Source organism: Eubacterium limosum (assembly GCF_000807675.2).
Lineage (GTDB): Bacteria > Bacillota > Clostridia > Eubacteriales > Eubacteriaceae > Eubacterium > Eubacterium limosum.
This window is the reverse complement of the sequence record NZ_CP019962.1, coordinates 3,996,448-4,019,758: the sequence shown is the minus strand read 5'-3', so window position 1 is coordinate 4,019,758 and position 23,311 is coordinate 3,996,448. Positions and strand designations below refer to the sequence as shown.

Genomic DNA, 23,311 nt, shown 5'->3' with positions numbered 1-23,311 from the left:
TTTATGGCAGCAGAAAAAAGTCAACAGCAAATGATATATCATTTTCTTTTAAGGCAGATTAAAATGGGCAACTATAAGAGCGGTGACCGTTTTCCAACGGTTAAGGAGATCGCCGATCATTTTAACGTTTCCTACTGTCCGGCTCAGATAGCCCTGAAAACATTGGAAAGGGATGGATATGTTCGGTTAAGCAAGGGAAGAACAGCAGAAATAATATGGCAGCCAGATGAAAAGATTGAAGAAGCGCTGGACTTTGAAGAGCGCAGAGAGGTGCTAAAGGACCTTTATGAAAGCCTATGCCACTTTTCTCCCTTATTCAGGCTACAGGGATTAAGTCTAATGGACAAGGAACAGCTTGCTGAACTGGAACAGTTGCTTGCCAGTGATCAGGAACCGCTGTTGTTTAGTCTGTATAAGGGATTTGAAGGATCTTTAAAGCCTATGAAAAATCAAATGTTGATGTATTTATTTACAGATATTGATGCTTTTGTGGGAACTGCTCTCGTGGATCGGATGAAATATGTTAATGATGGACAGGGCGATATGGCTCTGGAAAAAGTGAGGAATTATTTACTTAATGCTATCCGCTGTATTAAAAAACAGGAATATAAAAACAGCTTTCAGCAACTTTTAGAATTAAGCCGGTATTTCAAAGGATTTTTTGATTTTGATCAGAAAAAAGCTTTCCAGCAGAAAGAGGCTGAAGTTTTTTCCTGGGAACCTCAAAAAGGCCGCAAGCGATACTGTGATGATATCGCAATTGATCTGATCTGTAAAATTAACCAAGGCGTATATCCGGTGGATAGCTATTTGCCGCAGGGCAGACTGTTGGCGGATATTTATCATGTATCCCCCATTACCATGCGCCGAACCATTAATATTTTAAATGAACTGGGCGTAGCTAAAAACATCAATGGCATTGGGACAAAAGTGGTTTACCCGGGCGACCAAACGATCTTATATAAAATGAAGGATATGACAATGGACAGAAATCTGATTCAGTTTTTAGAAGCCCTGCAGATTTTAGCCATCACCGGTGAATCAGTCGTATTTTATACCTTTCCATTCTTTAATGAGGTGGCCATTAAGAAAATCAGAGAAGCCTTAAAATTAAAAGGTGATGAGCGGTCAAAGGTACAGACCTTTGCGGCCTGTTTACAGGCCATTGTCCACTGTGCGCCATTTGCGGCTATGAGGGAGATATACAGTAAGCTGACGCTCATGACATTAAAGGGCAGCGTCCTGCGGCTGGAGAGCACCGGAGATGAAGGCATTGCGTGGTGGCCGGCAATGGCTGAACAGTTTGAGAACAGTCTGGATAATAAGGACGCAGCCTTGTTTTCCAAAACGCTTTTTAATTTGTTCTACAGAAGCTTCTGTTCAACCCGGGAGACACTATGTGAAATTGGAGTTGAACAAGCAGCCTCGGTTACTGTTCCACTTGTTTTCAGATAGGAGAAAAGGGATTTACGGTATCTTGTGTATGCTTACCGATAAAGAGAAAGATCAAGCGCGTCAGAAATAAAGCGAAGAGCCTTTTGTCCTCGGACGCTGTTGCCAATGGGGTCAAGCCTGGGACTGAAAGCAGAGAGCGCAAGCTGCCCAGGCACTACTGCCAGCAGGCCTCCGCCGACACCGCTTTTACCCGGAAGTCCTACAGTATAGGCGAAATCGCCGGAAGCACCATAGAGACCTTCCATGGTCATCTCGGCAAAAATATGAGGTAAAAATTCTGGATTTATGACAGCTTTTCCAGTGATTGGATTTACGCCGCCATTGGCCAGTGTAGAACCCATAACTGCCAGATCCTTACAGGTGATGGCGATAGAACATTGCCTGGTATAAATATCGCAGGTGGTATCCGGATCGTCATAAAGTGTGCCATAGCTCGACATGAGCCAGGCAATGCCTTTATTATGGCTGTTAGTGGCAGTCTCTGAGGTATACACAGCATCCATCACTTCCAGGCGGTGGCCGGCAAATTGGCTGTAACCATCAAGAATTTTCTGCCATTTTTCATCAGCGCTGGCGGCAGGCAGCAGGCTGACAGTAGCCATAGCGCCGGCGTTTACCAGTGGTGAAAGTGGTTTGCCACGGTGCAGCTCCAGTGCCATTACAGAGTTGAAGGGAAGCCCTGTCGGGTCTGCGCCCACCTTTTTCAACATTTCTTGCGCTCCGACAGCTTCCATGACAAGTGCCATGGAAAAAACCTTGGAAATAGATTCAATGGCAAAGGGATAGCTGCTGTCACCTGTTTCAATGACTGTGCCATCTGCTGTTACAGCGGTCAGCCCAAACAGATTGGATGGCACCTTTGCCAGAGCGGGAATATAAGAGGCGTTGGCGCCTGACTGATCACATTCTGCGGCGCTGTGGGCTTGCTTGAGAACAGCTTCAAGTTTTTTAGTATCAATGATGTTTTTCTGCATGATTAAAACCTCGCTTTCATAAATGCTATATACCCACACGATTCAAAAAAGAAAAGGAAGATAAAATGTTTAAATTTCAGGAAAAGGGTATATATTAAAATGAGCATACAACCTCTTACTTAAAAATTTTACTCTCCCCAAATTTTCCCTGAACAGGTTTCGGAGCAAAGTATCCGAGACCTGTTTTTTATACGCTGATGCATAATAAAAAAGCCCCTAACGGGGCTTTTAACTATTTATAATATTTATCCAGAATAGTAATAATTTCTTCAATCTTAATATTGCGCTCTTCTCTGCTGCCATTTTCAAAGGCATCCGTTACACAGTGATGCATATGCTGTTCAAGAATCTGCAAGTTGGCCTTTTTCAGAAGAGCTTGCACCGCCAGCACCTGTTTTGATACATCAATGCAGTAGCGGCCTTCCTCCAGCATCTTTATAATGCCATCCATTTGGCCTCTGGCGGTTTTTAAAAGATTGAGCTCCTTAGTGCGGTCAATACCTTCCATAGGATTACTCAGTAATGACAGAGGCCGGGTAGCCTGCCTCATCCAGGGCATCGCACAGCATTTTGTCGGTAACAGTATCTGTTACATCCATAGTAGCTTGGGCATCCTCCAGAGAAACCTGAACATTTGAAACGCCATCAATGGCGTTCAGGGTGTCTTCAACGCGTTTTACGCAGTGTTTGCAGCTCATGTCATTTACGTGTAATTTTTTAGTCATAATTGTTCCTTCTTTCTGTGATTCCATTATCGGATCACTGGTATTAATTTGATTATTGACAACCGTCACATCAGTATGGGCAGACGGCAGGTCATTCACAGGGATAAATTTGGGCTTGAAGCCTTTCAGGGACAGTGCGTTCAACACAACGGAAACGGAGCTTAAGCTCATGGCCGCTGCGGCAAACATTGGGTTCAGTTTGAGACCGAAGGGGAGGTAAAGAATCCCAGCGGCCAACGGAATGCCAATAGTATTGTAAATAAAGGCCCAAAATAAGTTCTGCTTGATATTTCGGATCGTCGCTTTACTTAGTTGTATAGCCGCCACGATCTGTAAAAGATCGTTCTGCATAAGGATAACATCAGCAGACTCGATGGCCACATCGGTTCCGTTGCCGATGGCAATGCCGATGTCACTTTGAGCCAGGGCAGGCGCATCATTGATGCCATCCCCAACCATAATAACCTGTTTGCCTTCAGTCTGGAGCTTTTTGATCAGGTCTGCCTTTTCCTCTGGCAGAACGTTAGCGATAACGTGATCGATATTGATTTTTGAGCCAATGGCCCGGGCAGTCCGTTCATTGTCGCCGGTCAGCATATATACCTGTGTGCCCATAGCCTTGAGCTGAGCGATGGCATTGGCTGAATTTTCCTTAAGCGTATCTGCAACGGCGATTATGCCAATCAGTTCACTGCCTTCACCGATAAAAAGAGGTGTTTTGCCAGCGTCAGAAAGCGTATTGTAAAGCTCGGTCTGTGTACTGGGATCAATTCCGGAGCCTTTCATGAGCTTTTGATTGCCGATAGAAATAAAACGGGTATCCACAGTACCCTCAACGCCGAGGCCGGGAATCGCATTGAAGTCGGACACATCCCGCAGCTCAATACCACGTTCATTAGCGCCCTCTACAATGGCTTCACTAAGCGGATGTTCGGACTTGGCTTCGATGGAAGCAACCAGCTGAAGCAGTGTTTCTTCATCCGTACTGCCCAGGGGGACAATATCTGTAATGGAAGGCTTGCCAATGGTGATGGTGCCGGTCTTGTCAAAAACAATGGCATCGGCTTTTCCAAGGGTTTCAAGGGCAGGGCCGTTTTTAAAAAGAATGCCCTGTTCAGCGCCTTTACCGGTGCCTACCATAATGGCTGTCGGCGTTGCCAGACCAAGGGCACAGGGACATGAGATAACGAGTACTGAAATACCCATAGACAGGGCAAAGGAGAACTCATAGCCAAGGAGGAGCCAGACGATAAAGGATAAGGCTGCAATACCCATAACAGCCGGTACAAAATAACGGCTGATCTGGTCGGCAATCTTGGCGATCGGGGCTTTGGAGGACTGAGCCTCTTCTACCAGATGGATAATCTTGCTGAGTGTGGTATCATCGCCAATCTTGGTGGCACGGAACTTAAAAGCACCGGTTTTGTTGATGCTGCCACAGATAACGTGGTCGCCTGTTTCCTTTTCTACTGGAATGCTTTCGCCGGTAAGCAGAGATTCATCCACGCTGGAATGGCCAGAGATAATCTCACCATCTACGGGAATACGATCACCAGGTTTAATGACAACGGTATCGCCGAGGCGCACATCATCAATGGGAATTTCGACTTCTGTATTACCGCGTTCTACGAGAGCAGTATCTGGCGCCAGGGCAATGAGCTTTTCAATGGCCTGAGAGGTTTTCCCTTTAGCGCGTGCTTCCATATATTTTCCCAGGGTGATAAGGGTTAAGATAACTGCAGTCCCTTCAAAATAAATCTCATGGGCAAAATGATGCACCATGGTCATATCACCATATGAGTAACCCCAAGCCAGCTGGTACAATACATAAATACCATAAAGAAATGAAGCACTGGTGCCGACGGCTACCAGAGAGTCCATATTTGGAATGCGTTTCCAGAGGGCTTTATAACCATCTTTATAAAAATGTGCACCCATATAAACAACAGGCAAGGTTAAAAGCATCTGTGTAATTGTGTTGACCAGGCGATTCATATCACCATCCAAAAAAGCAGGAATGGGCAGCCCTACCATGGGGCCCATAGAGAGATAGAATAAAGGAATGGTGAAAACCAATGAAATAATGAGCCGAGTCTGAAGCTCTTTCATTTGCTTTTGGGCGTTTTCACCGGCGGTGTTTTTGGCAGTACTTTTACCAGATAGAGAAGCATCTTGCTCGGGCACCGCACCATAACCGATTTTCTCGATGGCAGAAACAATCGCCGGAGCCTGAACAGCGCTGTCATTGTAGGTAACGGACAGGTTTTCTGTGGCATAGTTAACCACAGCATCCTCGACGGCGTCCATTTTGTTTACGGTTCGTTCGATGGCAGCAGCGCAGGCCGTACAAGACATCCCTTCTATTTTAAAATTTTTCTTCATATGATAACCTCCAAATGACACCCCTCGTGGGGTGGGGTATGTTCATATAATATAACAATTTAGGAGAATGGTCAAGTTCTTTTCAAAAAATTCTTACCCTGTTATCGTTAATCTTAACAAAAGCTTTAAAGTATTACTGTTGATTCAGACAATATTGACAGTCAATTAAGTAGATTTTGGCTTATAGCCGAATCTGTTGGGATGCTATAAATTTCATTATTTTTGATGAAAACGCAAAGCAATGCTTAATACTTGTTTATATTTTGTAAAATTTTCAATGAATGTTTGACGAACAGATAAAAAATTGCTATGATAATACTAAGCTAAAGTAAATCAAAATGCAGTGTAGAGATATTTTGATAAAAACAGTATAGCGTTATAATACTGTCTAAAATGATCAAAGGAGTTGGTAAAGTGAAACTGCAAGCAAATAAAGACTACGTCATTATGGCGCAGGAAAAGACGTTGGCTCTCGGAATTGAGAATGGCTCAGCCGAGAATGGTGCACTTATAAAATTACAGGAGGCTTCCCAAACAGGAGCAGACAGCCAGAAATGGACAGCGAAATATGTAGATGGTGAATGGTTTAAACTCATCAATAAACATTCGGGAAAGGCACTGGATCTGTGTATGCTGGGAACAGTAAACGGTACCTGGGTACAGCAGTGGGAATCTGTTGATACGGACAGCCAGCTTTGGACATTAGAAGAAACGGCTGAAGGCAGCTATCTGATCAGGTCACAGCGCGCTGGTATTTATCTTGACGTTGCGATGGGGGCTGCTGTACCAGGTGCACAGATGCAGATCTGGGAAAAAACCGGGAGTTCCAATCAGGTATGGCATTTTACACCGACTCAGATTGATGAGATTGCAAAGCCAGATGAAAAAATGACAGCTGAAGCAGCACCACGAAAAAAAACAGCCACGCGAAAAGCCACTGCGGCTAAAAAAACAGCTTCATCCAGAGCTAAGAAAACAACAGCGGCAAAGGAGAAGGCCACATCAGAAACAGCTGAAAAGGTAACGGTCTCCAAGACAACCGCTGCCAGAAAAACAACGGCTTCTAAAACAGCCGCAAAAAAACCTCCGACTAGCCGAAAAACCAGTACCGCTAAAAAGGCTGAAACAGTACAAGCTGTCCCGGAACCAGCTAAAAAGACAACACAGAAAACACGCTCCACCGCAGCTAAAAAAGTTGATACTGAAGCATAAAATTTTTATGAACGATTTTAAACCACCAGTTTGATTTTGGTGGTTTTTTTATGCTTAAAAATTCCGAGTGTTCTAAAAAAAATAGTCGTTTCTGAGAATAAAAGCTTGCTATTTCCTCTAAGATACGATAAAATATTATTATGTCATATAATAAAACAGTATTGTATCTTAAATAAAACACTGTGCAAAGTTTATCAAAAGAATAGCTGCCTGTAATCGTTCGGCAGATAAACAGAAGTGTGGAAAACAAGCATTCGGTATAATTAATCAATAAAGGAGTATCAGAAATGTACACGATTAAGGTCAATGGAGTTATACATGAGGTTGAACAGGATAAAAAGCTCATGCGCTTTTTAAGAGATGATTTGAGATTAACTTCAGTCAAGGATGGCTGTAGTGAAGGGGCCTGCGGTACCTGTACGATTATCATCGACGGCAAAGCGACCCGGTCCTGCATACCCATGGTATCTAAAATGGCAGATAAGGAAATTATCACGGTAGAAGGCCTTACAGAGCGTGAGAAAGAAGTTTACAGCTATGCCTTTGCAACAGCAGGCGCTGTGCAGTGCGGTTTTTGTATACCGGGTATGGTAATGTCAGGAAAAGCGCTCATTGATATTAATCCAGAACCGACGCGTTTAGAGGTAATAAACGCTATCAAAAACAATATATGCCGTTGTACCGGTTATAAAAAAATTATTGATGGTATTTTATTGGCGGCTAAAATTTTCAGAGAAGATCTCCCTGTGAATGAAGAAGCAGGTGAGGTCACTGTCGGCCAGGCTATGCAGCGTGTGGATGCCAGAGAAAAGGTGCTGGGAACAGGCGAATACCCGGATGATCTTTATCTGGACGGTATGATCTATGGCAGCGCTGTGCGGGCAGAATATCCGAGAGCCCGTGTGCTGGCCATTCATACAGATGAAGCGAAAGCACTGCCGGGTGTGATTGGTATTTTTACAGCGGAGGATATTCCGGGTAGTGTCAAGGTTGGACACCTTAAGCAGGACTGGGATACAATGATCCCTGTTGGGAAAACCACGCACTATATCGGCGATGCGATCTGTCTGGTAGCGGCGGAAACACCAGAAATTTTGGAAGAAGCCAAAAAGCTGGTAAAGGTTGAGTACGAACAGCTTGAAGGTGTCTTTGATCCGCGTGAGGCGATGAAAAAGGAGGCTCCTTTAGTGCACGAGGGCAGTGAAACCAATGTTTTGGCACATGAGCACCTGGTACGTGGAAATGCGGATGAGGTTATTGCCCGTTCAAAATATAAGGTTACACGCCATTATGAAACGCCGTGGACCGAGCATGCTTTCCTGGAACCGGAAACAGCTGTGGCAATGCCCTTTGATGGCGACGGTGTCTTTATCTATTCAACAGACCAGGGAACCTACGACACTCAGCATGAGTGCATGGCGATGCTGGGGCTGCCTCCCGAAAAGGTCATTGTAGAAAATAAGCTGGTTGGCGGCGGCTTTGGAGGGAAGGAAGACGTATCGGTCCAGCATCATGCTGCGCTGATTGCTTATCTGACCAAACGAACTGTCAAGGTCAAGCTTACGCGCAAAGAAAGCATTATGATTCATCCTAAACGCCATCCATTTTATATGGATGTCACATCTGCCTGCGATGAAAAGGGACATTTGACAGCATTAAAAGCAGTAGTCGTGTCCGATACGGGTGCTTATGCCTCTTTGGGGGGACCGGTACTTCAGCGGGCCTGTACACACGCTGCCGGACCTTATAATTTCCAGACCATTGATATTGACGGTAAAGCTGTATATACGAACAACCCGCCAGCAGGTGCTTTCAGGGGCTTTGGGGTAACTCAGACCTGCTTTGCCTCTGAGATGAACCTTAACCTTTTAGCTGAAATGGTGGGGATCACACCATGGGAAATCCGTTACCGCAACGCAGTACGGCCGGGTGAGGTGCTTCCAAACGGACAGATTGCCGATTCGGCAACGGGGATTGCCGAAACATTAGAAGCCGTTAAGGAAATTTACGACAGTGAAAAATACGTGGGCATTGGCTGTGCGATGAAAAATGCCGGAGTTGGCGTGGGTCTTCCAGACTGGGGACGCTGCCGGCTCCTGGTAAAGGGCGGACGTGTCGAGATACATGCTGGAGCTTCCTGTATTGGTCAAGGTCTGGGTACAGTCTTAACGCAGGTGCTTTCTGAGACCGCTGGCCTTACTCTGGACCAGATTGCCTATATGCCGCCGAATACAGCGAATGCACCGGACTCTGGCACAACCTCTGGTTCCAGGCAGACATTGGTAACGGGTGAAGCTTGTAGACGGGCAGCGGAGGATTTGAAGGCGGCAATGAAAGATAAAACACTGGCCGAGCTTGAAGGACAGGATTTTATGGGAGAGTATCTGGCAAAAACAGACGCCATGGGTACACCTGTGCCAAACCCGATTTCGCATGTAGCCTACGGCTATGCGACACAGATGTGTGTGCTGAATGAAGATGGTACCATTAAAAAAATGGTTGCGGCTCATGACGTGGGCAAGGCTGTAAATCCTATCAGTGTCGAGGGGCAAATTGAAGGCGGTGTAGTTATGGGCATGGGCTATGCGCTTACAGAGCAGTATGAGCTGGATCACGGTATTCCGAAGTCAAAATTTGGTACACTTGGCCTTTTTAAGGCAGATAAAGTGCCGGAGCTTGACAGTATCGTTGTTGAAAAACCAGGCATTGATGTGGCCTATGGTGCCATTGGTATTGGCGAGATTACCTCCATACCGACAGCGCCGGCCATTGCGGATGCATACTATCGTTTAAACGGCGAATTTCAGACGGTTTTACCGCTGAAAAATACACCTTATGAGAAAAAGAAGAAAAAGTAATGATCAGATACATCAAAAAAGCCAACATTGCGTTGGCTTTTTTTGCTGCTTTATAGTTTTGTTTAAAGCTGACAGATCCCCCGTGGGATATACTGCCCTTTGTTTTCAGCAATAACCCTGCCTTTTTCGACAACGGTTTCTCCGTTTAACAGGACAACTTCTGCTCGGCCCTTGGTTTTGACACCTTCGTAGGGTGTATAGTCAACATTTTGGTATTGGTCCTTCTGAGTAATAGTGCCCTCATATTCTGGATCCCAGATAACAATATCGGCATCACTTCCAGGTTTTAAGGCTCCCTTCTGCGGATACATGCCAAAAATTTTCGCTGGTGTTTCTGAGAGCTGGGCCGTCATCTGATTCAGTGTCATTTTGTTTTTACACACGCCAAAGGTATACATGAGTATCGGGCGGGTTTCCACACCGGGCATGCCGTTTGGAATTTTACTGAAGTCATTTTTACCAAGATCCTTTCCGCCTTTCATATTAAAGCTGCAATGATCACTGCCGATGGTATCAACAATTCCAGAGCTAACAGCTTCCCAAAGCGCTTTTTCGTCTGATGGTTTGCGTGCCGGAGGCGCAAAAACATATTTCGCACTCTCGAAACCCTCCAGTTCATAACAGCTGTCATCAAGCAGTAGATATTGCGGACAGGTTTCAATAAAGACTTTTTGTCCTCGCCGGCGGGCATTCAGGCACTCTGAAAGCCCCCGTTCAGTACTAAGGTGTACCACATAAACAGGAGATTCAGCGGCTTCTGCGATGGCTAAAAAGCGGTTGACAGCCTCTGCTTCCACAAAATCAGGCCTGGAAAGGGGATGGGCGGCAGGGCTCATGCGGCCTTGGCGTTTTTGTTCGGCAATCAGTGCGTTGACAAGATCGCCGTTTTCACAGTGCATGGAGACAAGCCCGCCATAGGTTTTAACAGCTTCTAAAATCTCAAAGATTTCACGGTCATTGGAGCGCAGGTTATCATAGGCCATATAGAGCTTAAAGGAGGTTACCCCTGAATCCTTCATTGTTTTCAGCTCTTTGCGTGTCGTTTCATTCCAGTCGGTAATGGCCATATGAAAGCCATAATGGCAGGAGGAGCGGTTATCCGCCAGCCCATGCCAGTTTTTTAAAGCCTCTGTCAGGCTGTGCCCTTTATCCTGAGTGGCAAAATCAATGATGGTGGTGGTACCGCCGGAGACAGCACCTTTTGTCGCGGAGACAAAATCATCTGCTGTGTGGGCTGTTCCGGTGTCCATATCCAGATGTGTGTGTGGATCGATAAAGCCTGGGAAAATGTACTTTCCAGCAGCGTCGATGATATTGGCTTCGGGGGCTTCGAGATTTTGGCCTATTTGAGCGATTTTACCATTTTCCACCAAAATATCGGCGTTAACCGTATCTGTGGAAGAAAAAAGAATACCGCCTTTGATGATTGTTTTTTTCATAATAACACCTCATTTTACATTGGAAATTTGCGTATGAAACAAGATCAGGGACGTCTTATAAGACGTCCCTGATATAAAATTTTTAAAGGAGATAGCTGTAATTATTGACTACCGCTTTAATAATATCATTGATACCCTGGGGCAGTGTACTGTCACCGATAGAGGCATCAATAACATTGCCTTCAAGGCGGACTTTAACACAATTGTCACCAGTGACCAGAAAACCACTGTTACTGCTGTCTTCAAAGTCGGAAAGGGTGTGATAGAGGGTAAACTTATCCTTGTAAGGCGCACTGTCATATGGACAGAAGGTCTGGCAGTTACCACATTCGTTACACATTCTGTCAACATGTACGATTTGGCGCATCTTATGGTGCGGTACAAAAAGGGCTAAATTTGCACGGTTTGGACACACATCCATACAGGATTCACAGACAGTTGAGCATTCCAAACAACGGCTGCATTCTGTTGATTCGCATTTTGGTTCAGCCAGAATTCCCCGTTTAGCCAGAGCTCTGTCATAATCGCCGGTATTTCTAGAATAGGTAGAAACGGCTTCGAGTGCTTCGGCCTTTACAATGGTATCGGTAACTTTGCGCGCGTCTGCAATGGCCTGTACAACGGTGGCAGCGCCTAATTGAGCGTCACCGGCTACAAATATATTGTCACGGGCTTCCAGCGTGTCTTTGTTCACTTCGACACGGCCACGGTCTGTCACAGCGATTTTATTCTGAGCAAACCATTCTTTGTCAATTTTTGCGCCAACTGAGGCAATGACAGTATTAGCTGGAATATCCATGAATTCATCTGTGTTTTCGGGACTTCTTCTACCAGACACATCCGGTGCGCCAAGTACCATCTTACGGCAGGAAAGGGTGCTGCCATCAAATTTTTCAGGTGAGAGAAGCTCATAGAATTTCACGCCGTCTTCCAATGCCATTGCAAGTTCTTCTTCGTCGGCTGGCATATAACGCTTTGTTCTGCGGTATACCAGATGGACATTTTCAACGCCCGGCGCTTTTTTGGCAGCTCTGGCGGCATCCATGGCGGTATTACCGCCGCCGATCACCACAACGTCCTTCCCGAGTTTCAGGCTGGACGCATCTTTTCTGAAGCTTTGTAAAAAGTCAAGTACGTTGATTGCCTGTTCACCCTCCAGCTTATACGGGCTTGGCCCCCAGGCGCCGGTAGCGGCAATAACATATTTGAAGCCTTTACTTTTCAGTTCTTCTACGGAGCCGATTTCTTTGTTTGTAATAACTTCTACACCATAGGCTTCCATGAGCTTTACATCATTTTCTACGATTTCGGCATCAACACGGAATTCAGGAACTACATGGCGTACAATCCCCCCCAGACTTTCATTGCGTTCAAAGATCGTGGCAGAGACTCCATTTCTTGTCAGGAAGTAAGCGGCGGAAATCCCGGTAGGGCCGCCACCGACAATGGCAACCTTGGCATCCGTACGTTTTTCAACGGGTTTGATCTCTTTGAGTAAATCATCATAACCCAGCTCGGCAGCATTAAGCTTTACATCGCGGATACACAGAGGAGATTCATAGAAATTACGTGTACATTTATCCATACAGCGGTGATTACAGATGGTACCGGTGATGAACGGAAGTGGATTTTTCGCAGTGATAACTTTAAGCGCTTCCATAGGCTTGTTTTCGCCCAGAAGTTCAATATAATCCGGGATATCCTGAGAAATTGGACAGGCTTCAGAACAGGGGGCTGCAAAACAGTCAACTAAGGGTACTTTTTTGTCGAATTTTCTGGATGGCAATGGTTTTATTGCGCCTTTTACATTATGAGGGTTGGTTCTGGCACGTTTTGCGAGCATGGATAAAGCCGAAGGCTTCAGATTTTGTACTTCCTTGAAATTATAAGAAACAAGATCCTCTGCCATTTGGTCAAGGCGGTTGTATCCGCCTGGTTTTAAGAGGGTGGTAGCCAGGGTGATCGGCCAAATGCCTGCTTTAAAGATGTCTTTAATGTTAAAGATATCCGCGCCGCCAGAGTAAGAAATACGCAGATCGCCGTCAAAGGCTTTTGCCAGGCGGTTTGCCAGTTCGATTGAACAAGGGAACAGGGACCGGCCGGACATATACATATCTTCACTTGGCAAAATACCGTCAACAACCTTCTGAGGGAAGGTATTCGTGATTTTCACCCCAAAGGCAACGCCTTTATCGGCGGCTTCTTTTTTCAGTCGGGTAAACATGGGTACAGCGTCCTTGAACTGAAGGTCATGAAGGAAATGATAGTCGTCAAAATCCATGTAGTCATAACCCATGCTGTCCAGAATTTCGCGAGCAGATTCGTAGCCTAACATGGTGGGATTACACTTAACAAAAGTATTCAAACCTTTTTCGTTAATCAGGTAGCTGGCGATTCGTTCAATTTCATCGGGTGGACAGCCGTGGAGGGTAGAAAGCGTGATGGAGCGGCTGACAACCGGAGTAATACTTCTGACATAACCAGCGTCAATATTATCAAACTGATCTAAATGAGTCAGGGTATAATCCATACATTCTTGCCATACAGCTGAGTTTTCAGCATTTTTCATCCCCTCGATATAATGATCAATTTTTTCAGTCTGAACGCCAGCAAAATCATAGCCGACACTCATGTTAAAGATAAACCCGTCTGGGCTTCCGAAGCCCATTTCCTTGGCTAAAAGCTTGATGGCAAACCAGGCCTTTACATATTCGTCATAGGCTTCTTCTACGCGCAGTTCGGTAGACCATTCACAGTTGTAGCATTCATCACCGGCTGTGATGCAGGGCTTGGAAACAAGCGCGGCAAGGTCTTCGCCGTCTACAGGCTGTACGGTTTTTAATTCAAAGAAACGGGCGCCGCCCACATAAGCGGCGATGATGTTCTGCGCCAGCTGGTTGTGTGGTCCTGCTGCCGGGCCAAAAGGGGTTTCCAGCATCTCGTCAAAAATTGAGAGTGTCTGCTGGTCGTTTTTTTTGTAAAGCTTGTGGACACCGAAAATACTTTTTTCTTTTTTGTATTCACTTAAGATCCAGTTGATCATTTCGCCAAAGGGGATAGGGTACATTTTATCGCTCATTTTGATACTCCTTTTTATGGTGGAACATATTTTTTTTATAACAGGGCAGTGGTATTATCTATGGTTAATGCGATCAGCTAATTTTTTAGCGGCTTCGCGTGATTTTGCCAGAATGGCTTCTTCGTCGATGTTCAGCAGCTCGCGGTCTTTCATAAGAACCTTGCCGTTAATCATAGTGGTGATGACGGAACGTCCGCACATACCAAACAAAATGTGTGAATTATAATTGTCAGCGTTCATCGGGGTAGTTGGGTTGTAGTCTGTTACGATGATGTCAGCAGCGGCTCCCGGGGCAAGAACACCTAAGGTTTTGCCAAAAAGGCGTTTTGCGATGGCTGGGTTATTATTAAACAGCATCTGTGGAATTTCACCCCAGGCCACGTTTGGATCACAATTAAAATGCTTGTGAAGGATATTAGCCACCTTGTAGGATTCGATCATATCATTGGTGTAGCCGTCTGTTCCAAGACCGAGGAGAATACCGCGCTTTACTAATTGAAGCACTGGCGGACAGCCAACAGCGTTTCCCATATTGGACTCTGGGTTATGTACTACCATAGTGTTGGTATCTTTGAGAATCGCCATTTCTTCGCCATTGATGTGAATGCAGTGTACAGCAATGGTATTTTCACCTAAAATATTTTTATCGAATAAGCGGTTGACCACACGTTTGCCATATTTTTCTAGAGAGTCATAAACATCGTCCAGTCCCTCGGCAACGTGCACATGATAACCGGCGTAATCCGGTTTCTCGGCGTTGCAATAATCCAGCGTTTCGTCGGTCAGGGTAAAGGCGGCGTGCAGGCCGAGCATACCGTGAACCATGCCGGTTTTATCCTCGTGGGCGGCCTTGATAAAATCGATGTTTTCCTTAACAGCGGCTTTCATTTTATCGGCACCGTCTCTGTCAGAAACCTCATAGCAAAGGCTGGTACGTACGCCCAGCTCCTTGGCGACATCAGCAATTGTAAAGAGGCTGTCTTTAATCTCGCCATAGCTGGCGTGGTGATCCACCACAGTGGTAACACCCTGCTTAATACAGTCGATATAAGTATCGTATGCGCTGTATTTATTGTCTTCGTTTGTCAGGTTGCGGTCAATGGTCCACCACTGGCCGTCTAGAATATCCATGAAATTTTGGGGGTTAAAGCCTTCAATGGAAAGTCCTCTTGCAAAGGTGCTGTAAATATGGTTATGGGTATTGATGAGCCCTGGCATGATGACGCCGCCTTTGGCATCAATAAATTCAGCATCGGGATACTGCTTTTTCATTTCTTCTGTAGAAGCAACGTTTACAATTTCATTACCTTCCACTGCAACACAACCATTATCTAAATACGTATTCTTTTCATCTCGGGTGATTAACCGACCATTTCCAATTAAAATCATTGTTCTCTCCTTGATTATTGTTATTTTTAATGGATATAGAGGGTAGTGAGTTTTTCTATATCACTGATAAATACTGCAAAACATTGAATATGCGAAGGTTTTTATATGAGATGCAGCAACCTTTTAATGGACTTACGAGACAATAATACTTTATTATCCTAACGATAATTTATCATGTTTTAAAACAAAAAGCAAGTCTTTTTTAAAAAATTTTATTAAATCTATTTTGGTGATATAATAAATTTTTATTTTTTTTAAAAATAGGGGTTGCGCTTCTTCAAAAATGGTGTTATGATAGACACATAAACCAAACAAATTGTCAGGTTACCTGATAAACTGTTTGATTATATGAAAAAGTCGATATGCGAAGGAATTAATTAAGATGCAAGGAGAAACACTGGATTTATTAAAAAATTTGGCCCATGGCATTGCTACCCAGTTTGGCAGCAACTGTGAAGTGGTAGTGCACGATCTTACGACTGAAAATAAAGAGAGCACGGTTGTCTATATAGAGAATGGACATGTTACCAACCGTAAGCTGGGAGACGGGCCCTCCCATGTTGTGCTGGAAGCTCTGAAAAAAAGCCCTGAAGATTTACAGGATCATCTGGATTATATGACAAAAACGGCAGATGGCAAAATTTTAAAATCAAGTACGGTTTATATCAGAGATCAAGGCAATAAGGTTATCGGTATTTTTTCGATTAATTATGACATTACAGGCTTATTGATGGTGGAAAACTCACTTCAGTCTCTTATCGGAACCAAAAAAGAAAAAGAGGAGGAAGTGGAGAACATTCCCACAAATGTTAATGACTTACTGGACGACCTGCTTGAGCAGTCTGTTCGTTTGGTTGGAAAGCCGGTGGCCTTAATGAACAAAGAGGATAAGATTAAGGCGCTTAAATTTTTAAATGATGCCGGAGCTTTACTGATCACCAAGGCAAGCGAAAAGCTGACAGCTTACTTTGGAATATCCAAGTACACGCTGTACAGCTATATAGATCAGAGCAGTTCTGATCCGTCAGAAAAGAAATAGGCGAGGACCATCACGGCCCTGAAAACAATTTAGTATTACACTTCAACAGGAGAGAACAATGGAAAAAATCAAATGGGTATCCAATGAGATGCCAAAAACGAACGATAAGGAATTATCGGTGATGTCCATCGAATCGGTTAAAAAGGCAAAAGCTTTTCATGAAAGCTTTCCGCAGTATTCACAGACGCCGCTTGTAAAGCTTGACAAAATGTCAGAGTATCTGGGAATTGGCAGCTTGTTTGTGAAAGATGAATCTTACCGTTTTGGTCTCAATGCCTTTAAGGTTTTAGGCGGTTCCTTTGCAATGGCGAGATATATTGCACAAAAACTGGGCAGGGATGTTTCCGAGCTGGACTATGATTATCTGACGTCCGATAAACTGAAAGAAGAATTTGGACAGGCCACTTTTTTTACAGCTACTGACGGCAACCACGGACGTGGCGTTGCGTGGGCGGCCAATAAGCTCGGACAAAAGGCAGTCGTCTATATGCCTAAGGGTTCCAGCCCGATTCGGTTGGAAAACATCTTAAAGGAGAACGCTGAGGCGTCTATTACAGATGTAAACTATGATGAATGTGTCCGTATAGCGGCGGCTGAAGCAGAAAAAACAGAGAATGGCGTGGTTGTTCAGGATACGGCATGGGATGGTTATGAAGAAATTCCAGCCTGGATCATGCAGGGCTACGGGACAATGGCGCTGGAAGCCGCCGAGCAGTTAAAGACTGCTGGCTGTGAACGTCCGACACATATTTTTATTCAGGCAGGCGTTGGATCTCTGGCCGGAGCAGTACAAGGATTTTTCGCAAACCTGTTCCCGGGAAACTGTCCCACAACGGTTGTGGTTGAAGCGGATGAAGCAGCCTGCTTATATAAATCGGCCTCTGCTAAAGACAGTAAGATCCGTTTTGTGGATGGAGATATGCAAACGATCATGGCCGGTTTAGCCTGTGGTGAGCCGAACACCATCTCATGGGAAATTTTAAAAAACAACAGCTCCTTTTTCGTTTCCTGCCCGGACTGGGTAGCGGCAAAGGGCATGAGAATGCTGGCGGCCCCAGTAAAAGGGGATATGCCTGTAACCTCCGGTGAGTCCGGAGCGGTATCCATGGGATTAATCGCAACCTTAATGGAAAGCGACGACTATAAAGAGCTGAGAGAGAGCATTGGTCTGGACCATAATTCTAAGATCATTATGTTTTCAACGGAAGGGGATACAGATCCTGAAAATTACCGCGCTATTGTCTGGAATGGCGCACACCCATCAATTTAAATTAAACAGGAGGCAATTGAAAATGGATTTTGAAGCAATCAAAAAAGCGGCACAGGGTTATGAAGAGGATATGACAAAATTCCTCCGCAATATTGTGAAAAACCCGGGCGAAAGCTGTGATGAGGAAAAGCATATTAATACCATTGCTGAAGAAATGCGTAAGCTCGGTTTTGACAAAGTGGAAATTGACCCACAGGGGAATGTCTTGGGATATATGGGAACCGGCGATACCCTGATCGGTTTTGACGCTCATATTGACACTGTTGGCGTTGGCAATATGGATAACTGGGATTTTGATCCTTATGAAGGGTTTGAATCGGATAGCGAAATCGGAGGGCGTGGAACCTCTGATCAGCTTGGCGGGATTGTATCCGCTGTATATGGCGCTAAAATTATGAAAGACCTTGGGATGCTGAATGACAAATACAGCGTGCTGGTAACCGGTACAGTTCAGGAAGAGGATTGCGATGGTCTGTGCTGGCAATATATCATCAATGAAGACAAGGTCCGCCCCGAATTTGTCGTTTCTACCGAGCCGACAGATGGCGGTATCTACCGTGGACAGCGTGGCCGTATGGAAATCCGGATCGACGTTGCAGGTGTCTCCTGTCACGGATCTGCTCCGGAGCGTGGCGACAACGCCATTTATAAAATGGCGGATATTCTTCAGGATGTCCGTGCCCTGAATGAAAATGATGCTGAAGAAGGTACTGAAATCAAGGGTCTGGTTAAAATGCTGGATGAAAAATACAATCCGGAGTGGAAGGAAGCCCGTTTCTTAGGCCGTGGCACTGTCACCACATCGGAAATCTTCTTTAGCTCACCAAGCCGCTGTGCAGTAGCGGATGGCTGTTCGGTTTCTCTGGACCGCCGTATGACTGCCGGGGAAACCTGGGAAAGCTGTCTGGAAGAAATCCGCAATCTGCCGAATGTAAAAAAATACGGGAATGATGTGAAGGTTTCGATGTATGAATATGACCGTCCTTCTTACACCGGATGTGTTTATCCGATCGAGTGCTATTTCCCGACATGGGTTATTCCAGAAGACCACAAGGTTACTAAAGCATTGGAAGAAGCTTACAAAGGAATGTACGGTGAAGAACGTATCGGCTCTTCTGAGACAGTGGCAGAACGTAAAGCCCGACCGCTGACAGATAAATGGACCTTCTCAACTAACGGCGTGTCCATCATGGGACGTAACGGTATTCCGGTAATCGGTTTTGGCCCTGGAGCGGAAGCGCAGGCTCATGCACCAAATGAAAAAACCTGGAAACAGGATCTTGTGACCTGTGCCGCTGTTTACGCTGCTTTACCGACTGTTTACACCAAATAAAAAACTTCGGCTGTGGATAAAGGATAATTTGCGACGTTGTACGTTTTATCCTTTATCCTGGGCTTTAAACTATGAGCATTAATTTATAAAAACCAAGGAGATTAAAAAATGGATAAAACTTTACAAACCTATATCGATAAACTGAATGCGTTGAATTTTAAAGAAATGTATGAAAATGACTTTTTCCTGACCTGGGAAAAAACACCGGAAGAGCTGGAAGCTGTGTTTACCGTGGCTGACGCTTTAAGATATATGCGTGAAAATAATATTTCGACTAAAATCTTTGAGAGTGGTCTGGGAATTTCTCTGTTCCGTGATAATTCAACCCGTACCCGTTTCAGCTTTGCTTCTGCCTGCAACCTGTTAGGTCTGGAAGTACAGGATTTAGATGAAGGTAAGTCTCAGGTAGCCCACGGAGAAACTGTGCGTGAAACTGCTAATATGATCTCCTTTATGGCAGATGTTATCGGTATTCGGGATGACATGTATATTGGCAAGGGTAACGCCTATATGCACGAAGTGGTCGACGCTGTGACTGAAGGACACAAAGACGGTATTTTGGAACAGAAACCAACCTTAGTCAACCTGCAGTGCGACATTGACCATCCAACACAGGCAATGGCCGATGCCCTCCACCTAATCCATTATTTTGGCGGTATTGAAAACCTTAAGGGTAAAAAAGTCGCTATGACCTGGGCCTACTCCCCATCCTATGGAAAACCGTTATCTGTACCGCAGGGGATTGTCGGTCTGATGACCCGTCTGGGCATGGACGTTACTCTGGCACATCCGGAAGGATATGAAATTATGTCTGACGTAGAAGAAGTGGCTAAAAAGAATGCAGCTGAAAGCGGTGGATCTTTTATAAAGACCAACAGCATGGCAGAAGCTTTTAAAGACGCTGACGTTGTTTATCCAAAGAGCTGGGCACCCTTCTCCGCAATGGAAGAACGGACCATCTTATACGGCAACGGTGACCAGGAAGGCATCGATCGCTTAGAAAAAGAACTGCTCGCTCAGAATGCAAACCATAAAGACTGGGAATGCACCGAAGAGTTGATGAAAACAACCAAAGACGGCAAAGCGCTTTATATGCACTGCCTCCCAGCTGACATTACTGGCGTTAGCTGTGAAGAAGGCGAAGTTGAAGCCTCTGTATTCGACCGCTATCGTACAGAATTATATAAAGAAGCCAGCTACAAACCATATATTATTGCCGCTATGATCTTCCTGGCAAAGGAAAAAGATCCTCAGGCAACCCTAAAGGCTCTGGAAGAAAGAGGTATTGACCGCTTCTTTACCAAATAAAAGCGAGCCGAAAAATAAATTTGAGGATGGCCGGGCCCTTTGCTCAGCCATCCATCCATTTTTCATTTAAAGGAGAAAACCATGAGCAAGAAAATTGTGATCGCCCTAGGTGGAAACGCTTTAGGCAACAATCTACCAGAACAAATGGCGGCGGTTAAAAATACGGCTAAAGCCATCGCGGATTTAATAGAGGAAGGAAATGAAGTTGTTATTTCTCACGGAAACGGGCCGCAGGTCGGTATGATCAATCTGGCCATGGGTGAGCTGGCAAAGGCAGACCCGGGAAATCCGGTGGCGCCTTTATCTGTTTGTGTGGCGATGAGCCAGGGATATATTGGTTATGATCTTCAGAATGCGTTGAGGGAGGAGCTCCTTAACCGGGGAATTCACAAACCGGTTTCAAGCATTATTACCCAGATGCGCGTCGATCCTGACGATGAAGCCTTCAGCCATCCAACAAAACCCATTGGCCGTTTCATGACAAAGGAAGAAGCGGACGAAATGGTCCGGGAAAGAAATTATGATGTTGTGGAGGATGCGGGGCGGGGCTACCGGCGTGTTGTCGCCTCACCCAAACCCGTTGAGATAATTGAAATTGAAACCGTTAAAGCTCTGGCAGACGCCGGGCAGGTCGTTGTGGCAGCCGGGGGCGGCGGAATCCCTGTTTATGCTCAGGGAAATCATTTAAAAGGCGCTGCCGCTGTCGTGGACAAGGATTTTGGAAGCTGTCTGCTGGCAAAGGAAATCGGCGCAGACTGTCTGATTATTTTAACTGCTGTCGAAAAGGTTGCCATTAATTTTGGCAAGCCGAATGAAGAATGGCTGTCTGAAATCAGTGTTGAAGAAGCTCAAAAATACGCTGATGAGGGACAGTTTGCTCCTGGTTCCATGCTGCCGAAAGTTCAGGCGGCAATGGAATTTGCAAAATCGGGTTCAGACCGTTTTGCGTTGATTACTCTGCTTGAAAAGGCAAAGGACGGTATCCAGGGAAAAACAGGAACTATTATTAAATAGATAAGTTAAATTTTTAACAAGTAACAAGAAGGAGAATATTATGAGTAAAACAGTTATCAATGCGGCGAAAGCACCAGCCGCTGTCGGACCTTATTCACATGCCAATGCCGCGGGAGAAACTATTTATATTTCAGGACAGCTGGGTCTGGATCCGGAAACCGGTGTTCTGGCAGAAGGTTTAGAAGCCCAGGCTAAAACAGGTTTTGAAAATTTAAAAACCATTTTAACCGAAGCAGGTGTTTCTTTTGAAAACGTTGTGAAAACAACGGTCTTTTTAACAGACATGAATGACTTTGCTGCGGTTAATGATATTTATGCGCAATACTTTACAGCCGACTACCCGGCGCGTTCCTGCGTTCAGGTTGCAGCATTGCCAAAAGGGGCTTCTTTTGAGATTGAAGCCATTGCAGCAAAATAACGATGCGTTAACACACCGTGCACAAAGTGTTCTTGGAGGGCTGCCCTTAACGGTCCTCTAAGGTCATGAGGAGAAAATCATGAATAACGATAAAGATAATGTCATTTATCAACTTAAGGGAATGCCGAAAATTAAAGAAGCGATCCCGTTGGCACTGCAGCATGTTGCAGCGATGATTGTTGGCTGTGTAACTCCAGCCATTATTGTGGCCGGTACGGGAGGCTTATCGCCGGCCGATACCCGGATTCTTATTCAGGCGGCGCTTATCATCTCCGGTATCGCCACGCTTATTCAGTTATTTCCACCCTTCAGAAAGGTTGGCTCTGGTCTTCCGGTTATTATGGGGGTCAGCTTTGCCTATCTTCCAACGATGATTGGTATTGTCAGCGATTATAATATTGCGACCATACTAGGCTCCCAGGTTATTGGCGGCGTTGTGGGAATACTGATTGGTATTTTCATTAAAAAGCTTCGAAAACTTTTTCCGCCGGTAGTTACTGGTACCGTGGTTTTTACCATTGGTCTGTCATTATATCCTACCGCCATTAAATATATGGCAGGGGGCGCGGGAAGCGAAAATTTCGGTTCTCCCATGAACTGGATCATCGCCATGATCACATTGGTACTGGTTATTTTCTTTAATAACTTTACCAAGGGCTTTGCCCGTCTGGCGTCCATTCTTTTGTCGATGATCATCGGTTATGTCATCGCCCTGTTCTGTGGAATGATTGATTTCACAACCGTACAGGAGGCCAGCTGGTTTATGCTGCCGGCGATAGGGCATTTTGGATATGAATTTCATTTGCCTGCGATTATATCCATGTCGATTTTGTTTGTGGTCAACTCGGTGGAATCCATCGGGCAGTTTTCCGCACTCAGTGTGGGCGCCATGGACCGTGAACCTACGACTGATGAACTGTCAAGAGGCCTGATGGGCAATGGTGTCTCCAGTATTATCGGTTCGATCTTTGGTGGGCTTCCGACTTCTACCTTTGGGCAAAATGTTGGTATTGTTGTAACGAACCGGGTTATTAACCGTGTGGTCATCGGATTTGCCGCAGGCTTTATTGTCCTGGCCGGTCTTTTTCCAAAATTTTCAGCTTTAATGATGACCATCCCGTACTGTGTACTGGGCGGCGCGACAATTTCAGTTTTTGCTACCATTACCATGACCGGGGTTAAGCTTTTTATGCAGAGTGAACTGACTCAGAGAAATGCAACCATTGTTGGTCTATCGGTTGCGCTTGGCATTGGCATTTCCCAGGTTCCCGGCGCGATGGAACAGCTTCCGGCCTGGATTGACAGTCTTTTTGGAGAGTCGGCCGTTGTGGTTTCAACCCTGTCTGCAATCCTTTTAAACTTAATTTTACCAAAGAATACACCCTTTGAAAATGAGGATCTTTAAAAAAATCGACA

General features: G+C 45.2%; 16 protein-coding genes. 10 read left to right on the top strand and 6 right to left on the bottom strand.

Annotated features, from left to right (window positions below; all coding sequences use genetic code 11):
* Positions 1–3: 3 nt before the first annotated feature.
* On the top strand, positions 4–1,455 hold the full coding sequence (locus B2M23_RS18925; RefSeq protein ID WP_038351456.1) for a GntR family transcriptional regulator: 1,452 nt from the start codon (positions 4–6) through the stop codon (positions 1,453–1,455).
* A gap of 32 nt (positions 1,456–1,487) precedes the next feature.
* Here B2M23_RS18925 and glsA read toward each other — a convergent pair whose 3' ends face one another.
* The 3 genes from glsA to B2M23_RS18910 form a co-directional block, all read right to left on the bottom strand.
* Positions 1,488–2,429, bottom strand: coding sequence for a glutaminase A (gene glsA / locus B2M23_RS18920; RefSeq protein WP_038351457.1), 942 nt, complete (start codon positions 2,427–2,429; stop codon positions 1,488–1,490).
* 232 nt (positions 2,430–2,661) lie between these two features.
* Positions 2,662–2,937: a metal-sensing transcriptional repressor gene (locus B2M23_RS18915; protein ID WP_038351458.1), complete on the bottom strand. Its 276-nt coding sequence runs from the start codon at positions 2,935–2,937 to the stop codon at positions 2,662–2,664.
* 4 nt (positions 2,938–2,941) lie between these two features.
* Positions 2,942–5,536: a heavy metal translocating P-type ATPase gene (locus B2M23_RS18910; RefSeq protein ID WP_038351459.1), complete on the bottom strand. Its 2,595-nt coding sequence runs from the start codon at positions 5,534–5,536 to the stop codon at positions 2,942–2,944.
* Between the two features lie 414 nt (positions 5,537–5,950).
* Between B2M23_RS18910 and B2M23_RS18905 the strand changes: the two genes are divergently transcribed.
* Together B2M23_RS18905 and xdh are read left to right on the top strand one after the other, a co-directional pair.
* Positions 5,951–6,748, top strand: a complete 798-nt coding sequence (locus tag B2M23_RS18905; protein ID WP_052237133.1) for an RICIN domain-containing protein — start codon at positions 5,951–5,953, stop codon at positions 6,746–6,748.
* Between the two features lie 287 nt (positions 6,749–7,035).
* Positions 7,036–9,606, top strand: a complete 2,571-nt coding sequence (xdh, locus tag B2M23_RS18900) for a selenium-dependent xanthine dehydrogenase (protein ID WP_038351460.1) — start codon at positions 7,036–7,038, stop codon at positions 9,604–9,606.
* Positions 9,607–9,668: 62 nt separating this feature from the next.
* Here the strand turns inward: xdh and hydA are convergent, their stop codons facing one another.
* The 3 genes from hydA to ssnA all read right to left on the bottom strand — a co-directional run bounded on the left by hydA (position 9,669) and on the right by ssnA (position 15,513).
* A complete protein-coding gene (hydA, locus tag B2M23_RS18895; RefSeq protein ID WP_038351461.1) occupies positions 9,669–11,045 on the bottom strand; it encodes a dihydropyrimidinase in 1,377 nt (458 codons plus the stop codon).
* A gap of 82 nt (positions 11,046–11,127) precedes the next feature.
* Positions 11,128–14,124: a putative selenate reductase subunit YgfK gene (gene ygfK / locus B2M23_RS18890; protein ID WP_038351462.1), complete on the bottom strand. Its 2,997-nt coding sequence runs from the start codon at positions 14,122–14,124 to the stop codon at positions 11,128–11,130.
* Between the two features lie 54 nt (positions 14,125–14,178).
* Positions 14,179–15,513: a putative aminohydrolase SsnA gene (gene ssnA, locus B2M23_RS18885; protein ID WP_038351463.1), complete on the bottom strand. Its 1,335-nt coding sequence runs from the start codon at positions 15,511–15,513 to the stop codon at positions 14,179–14,181.
* A gap of 382 nt (positions 15,514–15,895) precedes the next feature.
* On the opposite strand from ssnA, the gene B2M23_RS18880 reads away from it, so the two are divergent.
* The 7 genes from B2M23_RS18880 to B2M23_RS18850 all read left to right on the top strand — a co-directional run bounded on the left by B2M23_RS18880 (position 15,896) and on the right by B2M23_RS18850 (position 23,300).
* Complete coding sequence (locus B2M23_RS18880) at positions 15,896–16,552, top strand: helix-turn-helix transcriptional regulator (RefSeq protein WP_038351464.1); 657 nt, start codon at positions 15,896–15,898, stop codon at positions 16,550–16,552.
* A gap of 58 nt (positions 16,553–16,610) precedes the next feature.
* Positions 16,611–17,822 (top strand): diaminopropionate ammonia-lyase, encoded by a 1,212-nt coding sequence (gene dpaL / locus B2M23_RS18875; RefSeq protein ID WP_038351465.1) that lies wholly within the window; start codon positions 16,611–16,613, stop codon positions 17,820–17,822.
* Positions 17,823–17,844: 22 nt separating this feature from the next.
* Positions 17,845–19,155 carry a YgeY family selenium metabolism-linked hydrolase gene (locus B2M23_RS18870; RefSeq protein ID WP_013380746.1) on the top strand — a complete coding sequence of 437 codons (1,311 nt, stop codon included), beginning with the start codon at positions 17,845–17,847 and terminating at the stop codon, positions 19,153–19,155.
* Between the two features lie 108 nt (positions 19,156–19,263).
* Positions 19,264–20,463, top strand: a complete 1,200-nt coding sequence (ygeW, locus tag B2M23_RS18865) for a knotted carbamoyltransferase YgeW (protein ID WP_038351466.1) — start codon at positions 19,264–19,266, stop codon at positions 20,461–20,463.
* Between the two features lie 81 nt (positions 20,464–20,544).
* Positions 20,545–21,477: a carbamate kinase gene (gene arcC / locus B2M23_RS18860; RefSeq protein ID WP_038351467.1), complete on the top strand. Its 933-nt coding sequence runs from the start codon at positions 20,545–20,547 to the stop codon at positions 21,475–21,477.
* Between the two features lie 40 nt (positions 21,478–21,517).
* Positions 21,518–21,895, top strand: a complete 378-nt coding sequence (locus B2M23_RS18855; RefSeq protein ID WP_038351468.1) for a RidA family protein — start codon at positions 21,518–21,520, stop codon at positions 21,893–21,895.
* A gap of 79 nt (positions 21,896–21,974) precedes the next feature.
* The gene (locus B2M23_RS18850; protein ID WP_038351469.1) at positions 21,975–23,300 is read left to right on the top strand and encodes a uracil-xanthine permease family protein; all 1,326 of its coding nucleotides are present in this window, start codon (positions 21,975–21,977) and stop codon (positions 23,298–23,300) included.
* Positions 23,301–23,311 lie beyond the last annotated feature (11 nt).